Source organism: Yoonia sp. MH D7, from assembly GCF_054439475.1.
Genome location: NZ_JBTJCF010000001.1, coordinates 1,018,613 through 1,034,392, shown reverse-complemented (window position 1 = coordinate 1,034,392; position 15,780 = coordinate 1,018,613). Strand labels below are relative to the sequence as shown.

Genomic DNA, 15,780 nt, shown 5'->3' with positions numbered 1-15,780 from the left:
GACCGTCGGTTCAGCGATTTAGTGGCTTTAGTTTTTGGGTAATTTGGCGGCTGTTGTCAAAACAAAGGCCATCCATTTGACCCAGCTATCTGGCAGTGGGTCGGGGCGCGTTGCGCCAAATTCACGTAACGGGTTGATTTTGATGTCCCAGCATTCCAAGCAACTCTATTCGGGGCCGATCATGATATTCGCGAATGTCCCTGCACTATCGCGAAAGGGTTTTTAAGAGAACACCGCGCTACAGTTCTGCCGACCCCCCCCGCACAAAACGTGTTTCTCGCCAGAAAATGGCGCGGTTCTATTTTGCCAGAACCATTTCTGCTTTCAGGCCGCCCAACCGTTCACTGTCACCTAACCTCAGCAGTCCGCCATGCGTGCGCGCAATGTCGGCAACGATCGACAAACCAAGCCCGACGCCTGTGCCTTTGTCCTGATTGCGCGCCGGATCCAGTCGCACAAAAGGGCTCATCGCGGCTTCACGGCTTTGCGCGGGAATGCCCGGGCCGTCGTCTTCGACGGTCAGCCGCACCGCGCGTTCGGTCACAGAGAGGCTAATCTCGGCACAAGTACCATAGCGAAGCGCGTTGGAAATCAGATTATCCAGGGCGCGCCGCACGGCCATCGGGCGCACAGAGACGGGCACGTCAAGCCCGCTGATCTCATGCACACGCACCACATGTCCGATGCGCACGGCATCCGCCACAACAGATAAGATAATCTCGCGCGGAATACACCATTCAAGGTTATCGCCCGCATCGTTACGCGCAAAGTTTAAGAACGCGTCAAGCAGGTCCTGCATGTCGTCGACGTCTCGCAGCAAAGGGGCAGTATCTTCACCGTCAAGCATCGATAGTCCGAGCCGTAGACGTGTGAGCGGTGTGCGCAAATCATGGCTAACCCCCGATAGCATCAAAGTCCGGCTTTGGGTTTGTCGTTCAATTCGGTTCCGCATATCAAGAAATGCCATGCCAGCCGCACGCACCTCAACGGCCCCGGTGGGCGTGAACGGCGTCACCCTGCCCTTGCCGTATTCTGCCGCCGCGTCGGCCATGCGTTTGATCGGCCGCAATTGGTTACGGAGGAAAAAGTAAGAAATTGTTGTCATGATCGCCCCCATCACCACCATAATCACCAACAACTGGTGCGGGTTCGACGCCGATACCCGCCCACGCCCGAATGTCAGCAGCGCGGGGCCAAAAGACGTGTCGATCCAAAGCTGCACGACTTTGCGATCTTCCAAAGATACTGCGAGAATTTCGGGGATGCTGTTACGCAGGTTGGCGATCGCGGCTTTGCCCGTCAGGTCGTTCCAGTTACGAATGTCTGTGCGCGGTATGCCTGTCGCGGGCAGAGTGGTCTTGAATTCCAAGGGCGTAGCGACATTCAGTAGCGCCATTTGCGCCGCACTCATATCTGGGGCCGCATTCACTGTATCGCGCAAATATCGCAGCTCGATGCTGACGGCCCTTGTCATCGCGCGGGTCACACCCTCAAAGTGGCGCTGGATAAACACCACAGAGACAAGCAGCTGCAACGTCAAAACGGGCAGGATGAGGATGAGTGCTGCGCGTCCATACAGGCCACGCGGCATATAATTTTTGAGCCATTGCCAGAACATGGCGGCAGGATACTGCGGCGCGCACCAATGGGAAAGATGCGATCACGATGACAGACACCGATTTTTCGCCGATTGTCGGGCATGCCTACGATTTAGAAGACGGGTTACGGATGGTTTTGGCACCGAATCCGTCGCCAATGACATATCTGGGGACCAATACCTATCTCTTGGGTAAGACCCGAATTGCGGTCATTGACCCCGGGCCAGACAGCGAGGCGCACCTTAACGCACTGTTGCGCGCGATTGGTAGTGCGACGGTCAGCCATATCATTGTGACCCATAACCACCTTGATCATTCACCACTGGCGGCGCGTCTGTCTGAGCAAGTTTCCGCGCCTGTTTACGCGTTTGGCACCCACCTTGAAGGGCGCAGTGCGGTGATGGATCTTCTTGCAAAGCAAGGTTTGTCAGGCGGAGGTGAAGGAATCGATATGTCGTTCATACCTGATATAATACTGAGTGACCGGCAGACAATCGGGACAGACGAATGGACGCTCACCGCCCTGCACACACCCGGCCACATCGGGAATCACCTTTCACTGATCTGGGATGATGCAATATTCACCGGTGATCATGTGATGGGCTGGGCCAGTTCGCTGGTCTCGCCGCCCGACGGCGACCTGACGGATTTCATGCTATCTTGTGAAAAACTACAACAAATCCCCGCACGGATTTACTATGCAGGTCACGGTGCGCCGATCAATGTCCCCAAGGCGCGGCTTACATGGCTGATCGCCCACCGGAAATCCCGCGAGGCGCAGATTCTTGCCGCGCTGGGCGATCAGCCGGCAACAGTGCAAACGCTGACCCGTGACATCTATACCGACGTACCTATGGCACTATTGCCAGCAGCAGAACGCAACGTCTTTGCGCATCTTGTCGACCTGCATCAAAGGCGGCACGTCGCGGCAAATCCAGACCTCTCACAGCATGCAATTTTTAAACTTTTGTAAGAAAAGCAAAAAATTGCAAAAAACCTCTAGACGCCCCTGAACACCATTGCTATATCGCCCCCATGTTCCGACGTAGCTCAGTGGTAGAGCAGTTGACTGTTAATCAATTGGTCGTAGGTTCGACCCCTACCGTCGGAGCCATTTTACTCTTTGAGTTAAATGGCATAGTCACTCAAATTGAAGTGTGCCTCTGCACTTCAAACTGTACGGAAAGCATAGCGAAAGCAACATGCTTAGAGTGCTATGCGCTGCAGTCCAGCAACAGATATGTATAAAAAATTATTATGCATTTATGCAATCAGATAGGTCCGCGGCTCGAGTCCGTGTGGGGCACCGTCTATCCACTAAATTTAAATGCTTAGATGATTTTGAATTTTGGAAAAATTGGCGAAAATAACTCGGAATCTGATTTGAAGCTATGTCGTTTGAAATACGACCCAACAATCTTATCCTTCGGATGTTGAACAAAGTTGATTCGGACCGTTCGGCCCATTCCAGACATTTACCAAGCCACCCTGCGCATAAAGGCATCAGAAAGCTAAATTGAAACCTAATATTAACTCGTTTATTTTATAAAAAGCGTAGTTTTGCCGCTTTCAAACATTGATTATGTAACATAACTTCTGCAGACGCTGAAAAATTAACCAATGTTCTGCGACAACGGTCCGGAATCACCGGATGCAAATTGCATCAGATTTATGCGCAATATTTGCGTGCGCGCAAAGGTGTGCCGCGTGCGCAAGTCGACGCAGCAATAACAACATATACCGCCTGATGGTTGGGCAGGGTAACCGGAGGCCGCGATGCCAAATTCAAACTGGATCAAACGGGCCCTATACACTGTTAGCATAGGCGCAGCCGCATTAAGTGCGTCGGCGCCTGCCACGTCCGCGTTCACGGCCGCAGACACCATGTCCGCATCGGGACCTTTTGGAGTAAGGTCGTGCACCGTGAATCGCCAGGTGACACCGGCCGGTAACGCCTTCGTCAAAGTGTTTAACGGATTCAATTATTTTCATGTGGACGAGACATCCTACGATAATGGCCTACCAAAGCATGAGGTCAACACGATCTTTCCCGCTCTTCTAGCGTGGTGCCTCAATACCCCGGAGACAAATATAAAGTACTTCTCACAAAACGGGGCGGACGGCGCATTTTCAACAGACACATACATGGGTTTCAAATTCACGCTCTTGGTCGCGGCGGGCGGCTTGTTCGCAGGGGTACACGAATACAATGTTGGGCCTGGCTCATTAAACACGGCACCCACCGCCAACGCCGGAACGGATGCCAACGCAGCCTCTGCCGCGACCGTCACGCTAGGCGGTGCCGCGTCAAACGCAAACGATGCGGGGCAAACACTGACCTACGCTTGGACCCAGACCGGTGGCACTTCTGTCACCCTCTCGGATGCAACTGCACAAAGCCCGACATTCACCGCACCAACGCTGGCCGTGGGTGATGCAGATGAGGCACTGACCTTCTCGCTGGTCGTGAATGATGGCATTGAGGCATCATCAGCCGATGCCGTAACCATCACTGTCACAGCCCCATCTGACACGACACCTCCAGATGCGCCAACAGCTGCAAACACATCAATCACGACTAATTTTGATGGGTCTATCACCGTTTCCGGTACAGATGTAGAATCTGGCGCGACGACGAGTGTTACTTTCCCTGACGGAACAATTGGCGCTGTGGCGATATCATCCAGTGGGACCTATTCTGTCACGTCAGGTCCATCACAACCTACCGGCAACGTTGGCATTGTTATTGTCGATGCTGCTGGAAATGCCTCTGGCATCCTGTCTCAGAGCTTTGTTGCGGTTCCATCTGTCGCGCGAATACAGACAGAAATCGCCACCTATATGCAAAACCGTGCAAGCTTGGTAATTGCCGCCCAACCCGACCTTATTGGTCTGCTGTCCGGCAATGTTGCTAATGCGTTCAACGCACAGGCCACCCAAGCCAACGGTACATTCGATTTCGCCACCGCTCGCAATCAGCCTGTTTGGGCGCGTATCCAAGGGAGCTGGACGAACAGCGGAGATCACAAAAACAATTACTTCTTCGGAGTTGCTGGTGCCCACGTTAATCTGTCGCCTGATGCAATCGCGGGTGTAATGTTACAATTCGACCGACTGTCTCAGAAGAACAGCGATAGCATAACAGAAGGAAATGGCTACCTTGTCGGACCTTACTTTGTCGCCAAATCGCCTGACCAACCGCTCTATTTCGAAGGACGCTACTTGTTTGGCAAAACGGATAACTCCGTTAGCATTGACGGCGTCGCTGAGCAGAACTTCGAGACCGATCGTAATTTGTTGAGTATGAAAGTCGCAGGCGAACTAAGTTACGGCGAGAGGTGGTCCTAGATTTTAGACCAGTTTACATCCTTGTTAAGGTGGATCTGGGTTTTATTTAGGCTGCTAATCTCATTGGTTCTGTTTTGCTGACATAGGCCTCATCTGGGGTCAATATGCCGTGAGTTGAATGCGGGCGCTCAGAGTTGTAATACGTCAGCCATTTGCCGATCCCAGCCCGCATTTCCGAGCCTGTCTCAAAGGCATTCAAATAGACGCATTCATACTTCAACGATCGCCAGAGCCTTTCGATCATGCGATTGTCGCGCCATGCGCCTTTTCCGTCCATGCTGATCTTGATGTCTGCGTCGACCAGCACGTCGATCCAAGCGCCGCTGGTAAATTGGCTGCCCTGATCGGTGTTGAAGATTTCCGGCGTGCCGTGCTTGGCGAGCGCCTCTTTCAAAGCCTCGACGCAAAAGTCTGCATCCATACTGTTGGACAGCCGCCACGAAAGCACTTTGCGGCTGTGCCAATCCATGATCGCCACGAGATACAGGAAGCCGCGTCGCATCGGTATGTAGGTAATATCTGCGCACCAAACCTGATTTGGGCGGTCAATTGCCGCATTCCTCAGCAAGTAAGGCCAGATCTTGTGATGCGGATGCTTTTTACTTGTGTTGGGCTCCTGATAGATCGGAACCAGACGCATAAGCCGCATCAAGCGCCGGATCCGGTGGCGGCCACATTGGTGATTGTTGCGCTTCATGTACCGGGCCATCTGACGCGATCCATACCAAGGCGTTTCCAGGAACTGTTTGTCGATGATTTCCATGAACCGCAGGTTCTCAGCGCTCTCGCCGACGGGCTGGTAGTAAAGCCGCGAACGCGACAACTGCAATAGTTCGCACTGTTTACGCATGCTTAACTTATGATCTCGGCTCACCATTTTTTGCCTCGCATCCCGAGCAACTGCTGCGAGGCATCCGCCAAAAAATATCGCTCCACAACAAGCTGACCTATCTTGGAATGCAGCTTGTCGACGTCAACGGCACTTACCCCATCGGGCGCTGAACCTTTGCGCGTAAATGCCGTCGCCATATTCTCTATCGCCGCCCGTTTCCAAGTCCCTATCTGGGTCGGATGAACGCCATATTTTTTGGACAGTTCCGCCATCGACATCTCCTCGCGGATTGCTTCAAGCGCAACCTTGGCTTTGAAATCGGGCGAATGGTTCTTTCGTTTTGTCATTTGGGATCACTTCTTTCGTCATGCGATCCACCTTAACAACTGGTCCGAAAATCCGCGACCACCTCTGTTGCCAGTGGCCGCCTGACCTTGACAGGAGGTATAGCGGGCATCTGGTCTGCAGCAGACGGCGATGGTTTTGCCAGAACGGTTACACCCGAGTTTGATGGCCGCCGTGGACGAATTCATCTTGGCACAGCTTACATGTTAAACAATGGGACGACATTGAGTGCCGGTGCTACCTACGATGGCATTGGAACAGATGACTATGAGACCTGGGGACTGAACCTTGGTCTTGAAATGAAAATCTAAAGATCGGCAAAACCAGCCTAATCAATCAACACAGAAAAATGAAGGGCGGGGAAATTCCTTGCCCTTTGCTATGCTGGCACTTACCGCTCTCCCCTCGGTCACGCTCGGCGATGTCGGCGCGTTGATCTCCAACGTATTATGGGGTCGTAAGTCCGGTTTAGCGCTCTGTTGATCAGAGAAACGTAAGCGGGAGAAAACCAGTTTGCCGTTAGGTTCGCTAGGCTGCAGGACGATACGATCAATCAAACCGCGTAGTGTGTCCTTTTCTTCAAACATGCCATCAGGTCGCAAAAGTTGACCGATATGCGTCGCGACCATGCCAAGATCGGCCTTACCATATCCGTTGTTTTCTGAAGGGCGTCGCTTCAGCGTTCTTGCAATCATTGATCACTTCAGCCTTTAGAATTAGTGCTGATATTTGAATCGGCGTTACCTAGGCCAACAGATTGCATCCTTTTCCCTGACTTCCACTGTTCTCCAACATCCACTTCTATCAATGGGTGAAGGTTGCGGTTACATCATGGACATGTTCTGCAGCAACTTTCGCGTTGATCGCATATTTTACAAATACTCTTTCAATTCACTTGGCGATGTTTGATTGGTGACTGGTCGCTGCCAATACATATTGAAGCACCAATTCATCTCGCTTTTTTGCCAAATCCGACATGGAGGTATTTTCAACGGCCGCACGGACCCCCGCCTCCAGCGCATCGACAACTTCAGGGGTAATCCGAGGCTGACCAAGATCTTCCCACCAGCTTTCAAACGGGCCGCCCAAATGTTTGCAGAACGCACGAATGCCGCCTTCTCCACCGCCTAGATGCAGTAGTGTATTTGGCCCCATCGCCGCCCATCGCAATCCTGGGCCAAAGGCGACTGCCTTGTCGATGTCTTCCACACTTGCAACGCCCTCCATAACTAGGTGAATGGTTTCGCGCCAGATTGCCGCCTGCAAACGGTTTGCGATATGTCCTGGAACCTCTTTATTCAGGCGCACACATACTTTGCCGATGCTTTCGTAGAAATCGCTCGCTGCCTGTAAAACGCCAGCATCAGTCAGTTCGTTTTCCATAAGCTCCACGAGCGGAATAAGATGTGGTGGATTGAATGGGTGCGCCAGAATAAAGCGTCCAGGGTTTTCGAACCCCGCCTGCATTTCAGAAAGTTTCAGGCCAGAGGTTGAGCTACCGATTACTACATCGCTCTTTAGATGCGGCTCGATCTGAGCATAAAGTTGGTGTTTGACATCCAAACGCTCAGGAACACTTTCTTGAATGAAATCCGCATCAGAAACAGCTGCTATAGGGTCATCTGTAAAACTCAGTTTCGTGATGTCGCCTGCATGCTCCCAGCCAAGGGCTGCAATTGTTTCTGCGGCATTTTCCATGAACGCCAGTACTCGGTATTTGGTCTCGGGAGACGGATCATACACGGTAACGTTTCGCCCAGTCGCCGCAAATAGAGCGGCCCAGCTCATTCCGATTGTGCCTGCACCCAAGATCGCAATATTTGGATAAATCATGTTCATGTTTCCTCTTTCAGTCCGGCATAGATTGCGTTTCGCAATTCAATACGATGGGTGGCTCGGTGGTCAGGTGCATGCGTCAGAAACACGACAATGAGATCGTTTTCCGGATCAACCCAGAAGTTTGCTCCAGAAACGCCGGGCCAGAGGACTTCACCGATGCCACCTGGAAGATGTTCCGTAACTTGTGTTCCTACTGCAAACCCAAGACCAAATCCCAAGCCGTTCTCTGGCCAAGGCGCCGTGATGCCCAATGCAGCAGTGTATGTGCCATAGCCCACGTTTTCCGGCAAGTAGTCCTGACACATGAGAGCGAGTGTTTCAGGTCGAAGGATTTGAGTACTATCTAAGCTGCCGCCATTCAAAAGCATGCGTGCAAATCGCATATAGTTCGCTACGGTCGAACAAAGCCCGGCCCCGCCTGACCACCAAAGTTGTTCTGAAGAAATCAGTGGAGCAACAGTATCCCGAATAAGCGAGGCGGGAATGTCAGCCAGTGGACCATAGACGATCATTGCGATGCTCGGTGGGATCAAAATGCCCAATGTGCCTCCGGCAGCAAGAACACCGTAAGCCAGTTCTGGTTTATATCCCGCGCGTATCATTTCCGGTCCAGCGACACGCCCCATGGTGGCTGCAGTCGCAATACTGGACCCTGAAACAGCGGCAAAAATACCGGATGCAAAAATCGACGCATGCGCTAAACTTCCGCGAATTCGCCCCATTCCAAGACGTGCAGCCTCAAACATCTCGGACGACGCGTTGCTGCGGACCAAGATCGAACCCATTAGAACGAACATCGGGATCGCAGCAAATTCAAACGTGTTGACAGCTTCCCACGAGCGTTCACCAATATAATTGAGCGTCACGGGTGGAAGCCAAAAGATCATCGCAAAGATACCAATGGCAAAAAGGCAAAAAACGACAGGAAGACCGGAAAACAGTAGGAAAAACAAGACGGCGATAAGGGCCATGGACTTAACTGAGAGTCCCGCATCATTGGTCAAAATGAAAAGTATAACGACGGGTATCACCACTATTCCAACAACAATCAATGCCCGTACACCTCCGGCCAGTCCTGCGCTGATTATTGTCAATACACCCAGACAAAGGATCGACGTTGAAGGCGACAAACCAAAGGACAGCAATCCAGTCCCGTCAATCATAGCAAGCACCATGGCGGCGAGGACAGGCAGAGCAGCAAATACGCCAAATTTTGCAGTCTCGTTGAAAGTCATTGCAAGCACGAGCGCTGCAAGACCAATTACGGCTGATAGTTGAGGTATCCAGAGCGGCGTATTCAGCAGACTCCAGCTTCGCGCACCGCTGTCAAAGTTCTCTTTCCAAAAACCAGTTACCTTCCACAACGCCACAAGTGCTACAAAGATCGCAATCCAAGTCAGTGAATTCTTAATTTCAATCTGTCGTTGCTCAGAAAATAGCTTCAACACCAAATCCACCCGAACGTTACCGTCTCGGGACGCCACAAAGGCGGCTCCAATGAAGGTGATGATCACGACAAGGTAAGTTGAAACCTCAGTAACCCAGATTGTGGCGTGACCAAAGAAACTACGGCCAATGACCTCGTAGTTCACGCTAACAAGCATCGCTAGAACCGACAGAATTGCGAGCCATCGCGATATGGAGCCGATGAATTGCCCAAGTGTCGGGGGCGTTGCCGCTCCCGACTGGGTTTCTCCCTGTGAACCCATTGGTTTTACTCGACAGCCGATTGGGCTGTTGCCAGCACGGCGTCGGCGTCGAGTCCCACACGTTCCATGTCTTCACGCCATGCAGCAATAACAGGAGCCTGAATTTCTTCAGCATAGACACGCGCTGTCTCTTCGCTAGATATTTCGGTGAATTCTACGCCCTCCTCGCGCCACAATCCGGGCATTTCAGCCGCGCGTTCACGCCAACGCGCTTCGAAATCCGCTTCGATCGCCTCGAACTCTGCGGCGACTTTAGATTGCAGATCTTCCGGCAAAGCATTCCAAGCGTCATTATTTACCAAGACGTGTGCAGGAACGACACTGCCCAGTTTCCAGTCCGATGCATGAGTGACAACCGTACCAAAGCCTGCGCCATAGGCCCAGCAACTGTCGGTGATTACGCCTTCAATCACACCACGCTCCAACGCTGGCAGAACTTCGCCCGCCGAAAGCGAAACGGTAATTGCACCGAGTTCCGCGCCCATAAGTCCGGTGCCGCGGTTGTTAACACGTAGCTTACGGCCGTTCCATTCGTCCACTGTCGTGATCGGAGCAGTGGAGAACAGAGTTTGTGGGCAGAAAGCCGTCTCCATCAACTGGGTCGAGTTGTAAGTATCATTATAAACGGCACGTACCTGATCTCCATATTCCGATGCTGACAGCGCCTTAAGGTCGTCGTAGCTCTCGGAAATGCCCGGCAAACTGGGAACGGTGAAAAGAGGTTGAGACCCAGTGTAATATCCGGTCAACGGCAGTGTCATCTGCACCAATCCATCGCGCACGCCCTCAAGCAGGCGATTGCCCTTAACCAGCGATGAATTCGTAGTGATGATAAGCTGGCCATCTGTGGCTGCAGAAATGCGCTCAGGGATCGCAAGGGCCACTTCTTCATAAATGGTGCCCTGGACTGCCAGATAGGCCAACGTCCAGTTGGTTGTCTCTGCCTGTGCCGCTACAGCAAAGAATGAAGTGCTTCCTAAAAGCACTGCAAAAGATATTTTTTTCATCTTGTTCTCCCACAAGTTCTGGATTTTAGACACCTTGTCTGATGCCGATAGATACGAAAATCAAAGCGATTGCCCCCTAGGTCAGACCTCACCGGACCGCTTCTTTAAACAGCGCGTTGCCAACGAGTTCAGGGACAATCTTTAACCCATTTACCACAATCACATTTTCAATGCTGTGTAGCTATCCTCAGGTCATTTAGCCAAATGAGCCTGTATCGTATGTCATTGCATCGTCGCTCTCGAGGCAAAGCAACAGTGTGTCGTCGCAATGGCCAGATACAACATAATTACTCCCATCACACGATACGATCAAATCATACTGCGGTGTTCCGTTCATAACGAATCCTCCCTAGGTTCGAACTATAATATGATTATTTCTTGGCGCTCCGCTTGCGTCCGAAGACACTATTTTTTGTGACAGCGTCCACTTTCACTTGCTCGTTTATTCAAAACGCGCAACACTCCAACCTATGGATCATAATCATCAACTCCCCTTGATAGGCCGAACATCGGATGTCGATCACGCTCGGATTGAGGAACACTGGCGCTCTGTCTTTAGCGGTGTATGGGGCGGGAATTTAGAGTTTCAGCCTGTTAAGGAAGGTCAGATATCTGGAAGCCTCCATAGCCAAAAGGTTGGTGACTTAACGTTCAACAGAATAGAATTTGGACATCAGCAGTTTGAACGATCAAGGGGCCGACACAAGCAGTCGGATGAACCATTTTATTCGCTCACATTTCCAGAGAGCGGCGAGGCAATGTGTCAGATTGGTGAATTAAATACCCGCTTGGTCCCCCAGAAAGCCTATTTGTTGAACAATGGTTTGACTGCGAAACTGCGGGTGGAACGCGATTACTCAACCTTCAATGTACAAATTCCAGTTTGTGCGTTGGAACACCGGCTCGGGCGCAAAACGAATGTACTGTCCAAGCCAATTGTTCAACCTGACGCTATCTTTCATATGATGCAAAGGTTGGTAGCGGAACTTCTCAATAACGTAGAAACGTTCGATGCGAAAACAGCTGGTTTCATGACCAATCAAATGCTGGATACGGTCGCATTTTTCCTCACTTCGAGCGGGAGTGAGTCTGAAGACAGTTTGGCGATGCAAGCTGTAAGGGCGCGGATCCTAGCTTTCATCGATGCCCGATACAACAATCCCGATTTGACGCCAAAAACTATAGCGCAACATTGTGGAATTTCTCGCAGCTATCTGTACAAAGTGTTTGCGGAAGGCCCGTCTGTGATGGAGAGGCTTCGGCATCGCCGTCTGGAAGCCGCAAGAGGTATGATTGAGTTTCAAACACCTTCCTTGAACATGACAGAGGTCGCAATGGCTTGCGGGTTCTCAAATTCAAGCGAGTTTTCTAGACTATTCAAAGGAGAATATGGCACGGCTCCCAGCAAGTATTAGTCGATTGCTGTAGACCCCGTACGCCTGCAGAACCTTCGCAAAGACCTTGACGCGATCCTCTAGTCACTTGGAGGTGCCGGGGTATAAGGTTTTGTCCATCAGCATTTCCTCACAACTGACATTGGAACCGAGGTGGTCCCAATAATTCGACCAGTTTGCGGCCAACTAAAGCTGGATCAGCGTTTCATTTAGTCTGCCACTCTCATTAGTTCCATTTTTCTGACATATCCTTCATATGGGATGAATATTTCCTGCGTGGAATATGACCGTTCTGCGTTGCAATACGCTATCCATTTTTCAATTCCGGTGCGTACTTCTGAACCGGTCTCAGATGCCTTGAAAAATTGCACCCATAGCAACCGCCTGCTGGATTGCACCTTGCACAACGTCCACCGCGAAGGTCGCCAGCAGGCGTAGAACTTGCACGTATCCCGGCTTTAGCTGCAGAGTTGCGTCACCAACTTGCATTAGCTATAAAGTACTACATTATACTTTGCCATCGACCACGGTTACGTCACAATAATTTATTTAATTTCCAATGACTTACAACGTCATCGAAAATGGCTCTGGCCTCTACCGTCGGAACCACAGGACTGAAGGACCTGATGATAAATCACCGGGTCCTTTTTCTTTTTGACGTGTAAGGTGCTGTCATTACAGATTTCTTAAGACGAGCAACGGGGTAAATCATGAAAGACGAACGCGGCATTAAACGGGCGACCCCGCTGCAAGTGGATTTTGTGTCGGGCGCAGTGGGACACCGCTTGCGGTTTGGTGGCGGACGCGGTCAGGACATTGCCAAGGCCATGGGTTTGCGCGCGGGCAAAACGCCCGTGATCATTGATGCAACGGCAGGTTTGGGGCGTGATGCGTTCATGCTGGCATCTTTGGGTGCGCAAGTTACGCTGATCGAACGCTCTGCCACCATGCATGCACTCTTAACTGACGGCATGGCGCGCGCAGAAAATGCGGGTGGTGAATTTGCGGAAATTATCGCCCGCATGACCCTTCTGCACGGCGATGCAAAAGACCTGATCCCCACGCTGAACGGCGAGGCAATCCTGATTGATCCGATGCACCCGCCGCGTCACAATTCGGCGCTGGTCAAGCAAGAGCTACGTCAGGTCCGCGAGATTGTTGGCGCTGACAACGATGCGCTGGCCTTGATGCAAGTGGCGCTAAACCACGCCCGCAACCGCGTGGTTCTCAAGTGGCCCGCCAAAGGTGCGCCGATGGCGGGACTGCGACAATTCACCCATCAAATAAAAGGAAAGTCCACACGTTACGATGTGTTTATGATCCCTGCTAGCGTTTAAGCGCTGCGGCCAAGGCAGACCCTAATGCGCCTTGGCTATCCGCCGTTTGAGGGGCCGCACTCGTCTTTTGTTTGCCCTGCGCCTTCTGCGGTGAAGGTCCGCGTGCTGCTGGTTCGTCGCTGTTGTCCTTGCGCATGGTCAACCCGATCCGTTTGCGCGGCACATCGACTTCGGTGACGCGCACCCGTACAATATCGCCGGTTTTAACGACCTCATGGGCGTCCTTGATATAGCGGTCCGCAAGCTGGCTAACATGCACCAATCCATCCTGATGCACGCCGATATCGACAAACGCGCCAAAGGCCGCAACGTTGGTCACGGTGCCTTCCAGCGACATGCCGGCCTTGAGATCGGTGATACTGTCGATACCGTCGGCAAAGGTCGCTGTCTTGAACGCTGGGCGTGGATCTCGGCCAGGTTTTTCCAGCTCGGACAAAATATCGCGCACCGTCGGCAGACCAAAACTGTCATCCACAAACTGTTCAGGGGTCAGACCCGCAAAAGCCGCGCTATCGCCCATAATCGCGCGCACATCTCGCCCGCAGGCCTGCACAATTTTGCGCGCGACGCCGTAGGCTTCGGGGTGCACCGAGGATGCGTCAAGCGGCTCTGTGCCTTCGGTGATGCGCAAGAAACCTGCGCATTGCTCGAACGCTTTTGGTCCCAGTCCCGCAACCTTCAACAGGGATTTGCGGGACGGAAATGCGCCGTTGGCATCACGGTGAGCGACGATGTTTTGCGCCAGTGATGGCCCAAGTCCTGCGATATGTGACAATAACGGCGCGGAGGCCATATTAAGGTTCACGCCCACCGCGTTCACTGCATCCTCAACGACGGCTGCAAGGGAAAGTGCCAGTTGTCGTTGGTCAACATCATGCTGGTATTGTCCGACGCCAATGGCTTGCGGTTCAATTTTCACCAGTTCCGCAAGCGGATCTTGCAAACGGCGCGCGATCGACACCGCCCCCCTGATCGACACATCTACATCGGGGAATTCGAGCGAGGCAAGTTCCGAGGCGGAATAGACCGACGCACCAGCCTCCGAGACGATCACAGGGGTTGGCCGTGCCACACCTGTGGGCAGGTTTCTCAGCACGTCGGAGACCAGTTTTTCGCTCTCACGGCTGGCGGTACCGTTGCCAATCGCGATCAAGGCAACGCCGTGTTTTTTAATCAGATGCAGCAAGGTCTCCTCAGCGCCGCGCAGGTCTTTGCGGGGCTGGAACGGATAGATCGTGGCAGTGTCGAGCAGTTTGCCAGTCTCGTCGACCACCGCGATTTTACAGCCGGTACGGATGCCCGGATCAAGCCCAAGCGTCGCGCGCGCTCCCGCAGGGGCTGCGAGCAGCAAATCTTTAAGGTTACGTGCGAAAACTTCGATTGCGGTGGCGTGGGATCGCCTGCGTAAATCAGTCATCAGGTCCATGAACATGGTCAGGCTGAGTTTGATACGCCACGTCCAACTGGCCGCGTCTTGCAGCCATTTGTCACCAAGACCCTGCCCTTTGATGCCGATTTCAGCGGCGACAATGGTGATAACCTTCTCAAGACCCGTCTCGGGATCAGGGGCAATATCAACGGTCACAATTTCTTCTTTGGCGGCGCGTAAAATCGCCAATGCTCGGTGCGACGGAATCGTCGCCCACCGCTCGGTATGGTCGAAGTAATCAGAAAACTTCGCGCCCGCCTCTTCTTTGCCTTTGTTCACGCGAGCGGTGACTTGCGCCTCTTGCTGCATGACCTGACGCAAACGTCCTAAAAGCCCCGCGTTTTCGCCCAATTCCTCGGCCAGGATATCACGCGCCCCGTTCAACGCGTCTTTGGTGGTAGCAACGGCCTCGGATAGATACGCCTCGGCCAAACCTGCAGGGTCCGCCGTGCGTTGATCAAGAATAGCCCGCAGCAATGGCTCCAATCCATTTTCACGCGCAATCATCGCTTTGGTGCGGCGCTTGGGCTTGAATGGCAGGTAAAGGTCTTCGAGAACGGATTTTGTATCAGCCCCCGCAATTGCCCGCGCCAGCGCATCGGTCAGTTTGCCCTGCCCCGTGATTTCACCCAAAATACTCGCACGCCGCTTTTCCAGATCACGCAGGTAACTCAACCTCTCGGCCAGTTTGCGCAGTTGCGTATCGTCTAGCCCGCCTGTAACCTCTTTGCGGTATCGCGCCACAAACGGCACCGTGTCGCCTGCATCCAGCAATGCGACAGTAGCATTGACCTGTTCGGGACGTGCGCCGATCTCGGTGGCGATATTACGGGAAATGCGGTCGGCAACAGCGGTCATGGCAAGCTCCTAAAGACGTTCGGAAGGCTTTGATATCCCTGCAAAGGTCGAGGGCCAAGAGCCAAATGCGTTATCTTATGCCAG

General features: G+C 52.6%; 12 protein-coding genes and 1 tRNA gene. 5 read left to right on the top strand and 8 right to left on the bottom strand.

Translation table 11 applies throughout. The annotated features are described in order from the left end of the window. Nucleotides 1–298 precede the first annotated feature (298 nt). A complete protein-coding gene (locus tag ACXLHR_RS05070; protein WP_458790446.1) occupies nucleotides 299–1,618 on the bottom strand; it encodes an ATP-binding protein in 1,320 nt (439 codons plus the stop codon). Nucleotides 1,619–1,665: 47 nt separating this feature from the next. Here ACXLHR_RS05070 and ACXLHR_RS05065 point away from each other — a divergent pair, with 47 nt between their 5' ends. From ACXLHR_RS05065 to ACXLHR_RS05055, 3 genes are all read left to right on the top strand, one after another. Further along, nucleotides 1,666–2,571, top strand: a complete 906-nt coding sequence (locus tag ACXLHR_RS05065; protein ID WP_458790445.1) for an MBL fold metallo-hydrolase — start codon at nucleotides 1,666–1,668, stop codon at nucleotides 2,569–2,571. Nucleotides 2,572–2,637: 66 nt separating this feature from the next. Continuing rightward, a tRNA-Asn gene (locus tag ACXLHR_RS05060) sits at nucleotides 2,638–2,712 on the top strand. Between the two features lie 1,031 nt (nucleotides 2,713–3,743). Further along, nucleotides 3,744–4,946, top strand: a complete 1,203-nt coding sequence (locus ACXLHR_RS05055; RefSeq protein WP_458790444.1) for a PKD domain-containing protein — start codon at nucleotides 3,744–3,746, stop codon at nucleotides 4,944–4,946. A 46-nt stretch (nucleotides 4,947–4,992) separates the two neighbouring features. On the opposite strand, the gene ACXLHR_RS05050 is transcribed toward ACXLHR_RS05055, so the two are convergent. From ACXLHR_RS05050 to ACXLHR_RS05025, 6 genes are all read right to left on the bottom strand, one after another. Next, nucleotides 4,993–6,125, bottom strand: a protein-coding gene (locus tag ACXLHR_RS05050) for an IS3 family transposase (RefSeq protein WP_458790443.1) whose coding sequence is annotated in 2 segments (ribosomal slippage) — nucleotides 4,993–5,873 and nucleotides 5,873–6,125 — 1,134 coding nt in all. Because the reading frame shifts where the segments join, the coding sequence is not laid out codon by codon here. A 330-nt stretch (nucleotides 6,126–6,455) separates the two neighbouring features. Further along, entirely contained in the window at nucleotides 6,456–6,818 is a 363-nt protein-coding gene (locus ACXLHR_RS05045; protein WP_458790442.1) for a hypothetical protein, read from the bottom strand. A gap of 196 nt (nucleotides 6,819–7,014) precedes the next feature. Beyond that, complete coding sequence (locus ACXLHR_RS05040; RefSeq protein ID WP_458790441.1) at nucleotides 7,015–7,956, bottom strand: 3-hydroxyacyl-CoA dehydrogenase family protein; 942 nt, start codon at nucleotides 7,954–7,956, stop codon at nucleotides 7,015–7,017. Between the two features lie 2 nt (nucleotides 7,957–7,958). Continuing rightward, the gene (locus ACXLHR_RS05035) at nucleotides 7,959–9,566 is read right to left on the bottom strand and encodes a TRAP transporter large permease subunit (protein ID WP_458792471.1); all 1,608 of its coding nucleotides are present in this window, start codon (nucleotides 9,564–9,566) and stop codon (nucleotides 7,959–7,961) included. A 110-nt stretch (nucleotides 9,567–9,676) separates the two neighbouring features. Then, nucleotides 9,677–10,678, bottom strand: a complete 1,002-nt coding sequence (dctP, locus tag ACXLHR_RS05030) for a TRAP transporter substrate-binding protein DctP (protein WP_458790440.1) — start codon at nucleotides 10,676–10,678, stop codon at nucleotides 9,677–9,679. 196 nt (nucleotides 10,679–10,874) lie between these two features. Then, on the bottom strand, nucleotides 10,875–11,015 hold the full coding sequence (locus ACXLHR_RS05025; RefSeq protein ID WP_458790439.1) for a hypothetical protein: 141 nt from the start codon (nucleotides 11,013–11,015) through the stop codon (nucleotides 10,875–10,877). A gap of 133 nt (nucleotides 11,016–11,148) precedes the next feature. Between ACXLHR_RS05025 and ACXLHR_RS05020 the strand changes: the two genes are divergently transcribed. Together ACXLHR_RS05020 and ACXLHR_RS05015 are read left to right on the top strand one after the other, a co-directional pair. Next, nucleotides 11,149–12,093, top strand: coding sequence for an AraC family transcriptional regulator (locus ACXLHR_RS05020; RefSeq protein WP_458790438.1), 945 nt, complete (start codon nucleotides 11,149–11,151; stop codon nucleotides 12,091–12,093). Nucleotides 12,094–12,782: 689 nt separating this feature from the next. Then, nucleotides 12,783–13,409 carry a class I SAM-dependent methyltransferase gene (locus tag ACXLHR_RS05015; RefSeq protein ID WP_458790437.1) on the top strand — a complete coding sequence of 209 codons (627 nt, stop codon included), beginning with the start codon at nucleotides 12,783–12,785 and terminating at the stop codon, nucleotides 13,407–13,409. Here the strand turns inward: ACXLHR_RS05015 and ACXLHR_RS05010 are convergent. Next, entirely contained in the window at nucleotides 13,399–15,696 is a 2,298-nt protein-coding gene (locus ACXLHR_RS05010; protein ID WP_458790436.1) for a Tex family protein, read from the bottom strand. The two genes, ACXLHR_RS05015 and ACXLHR_RS05010, sit on opposite strands and share 11 nt — an antisense overlap. Between the last annotated feature and the right edge of the window lie 84 nt (nucleotides 15,697–15,780).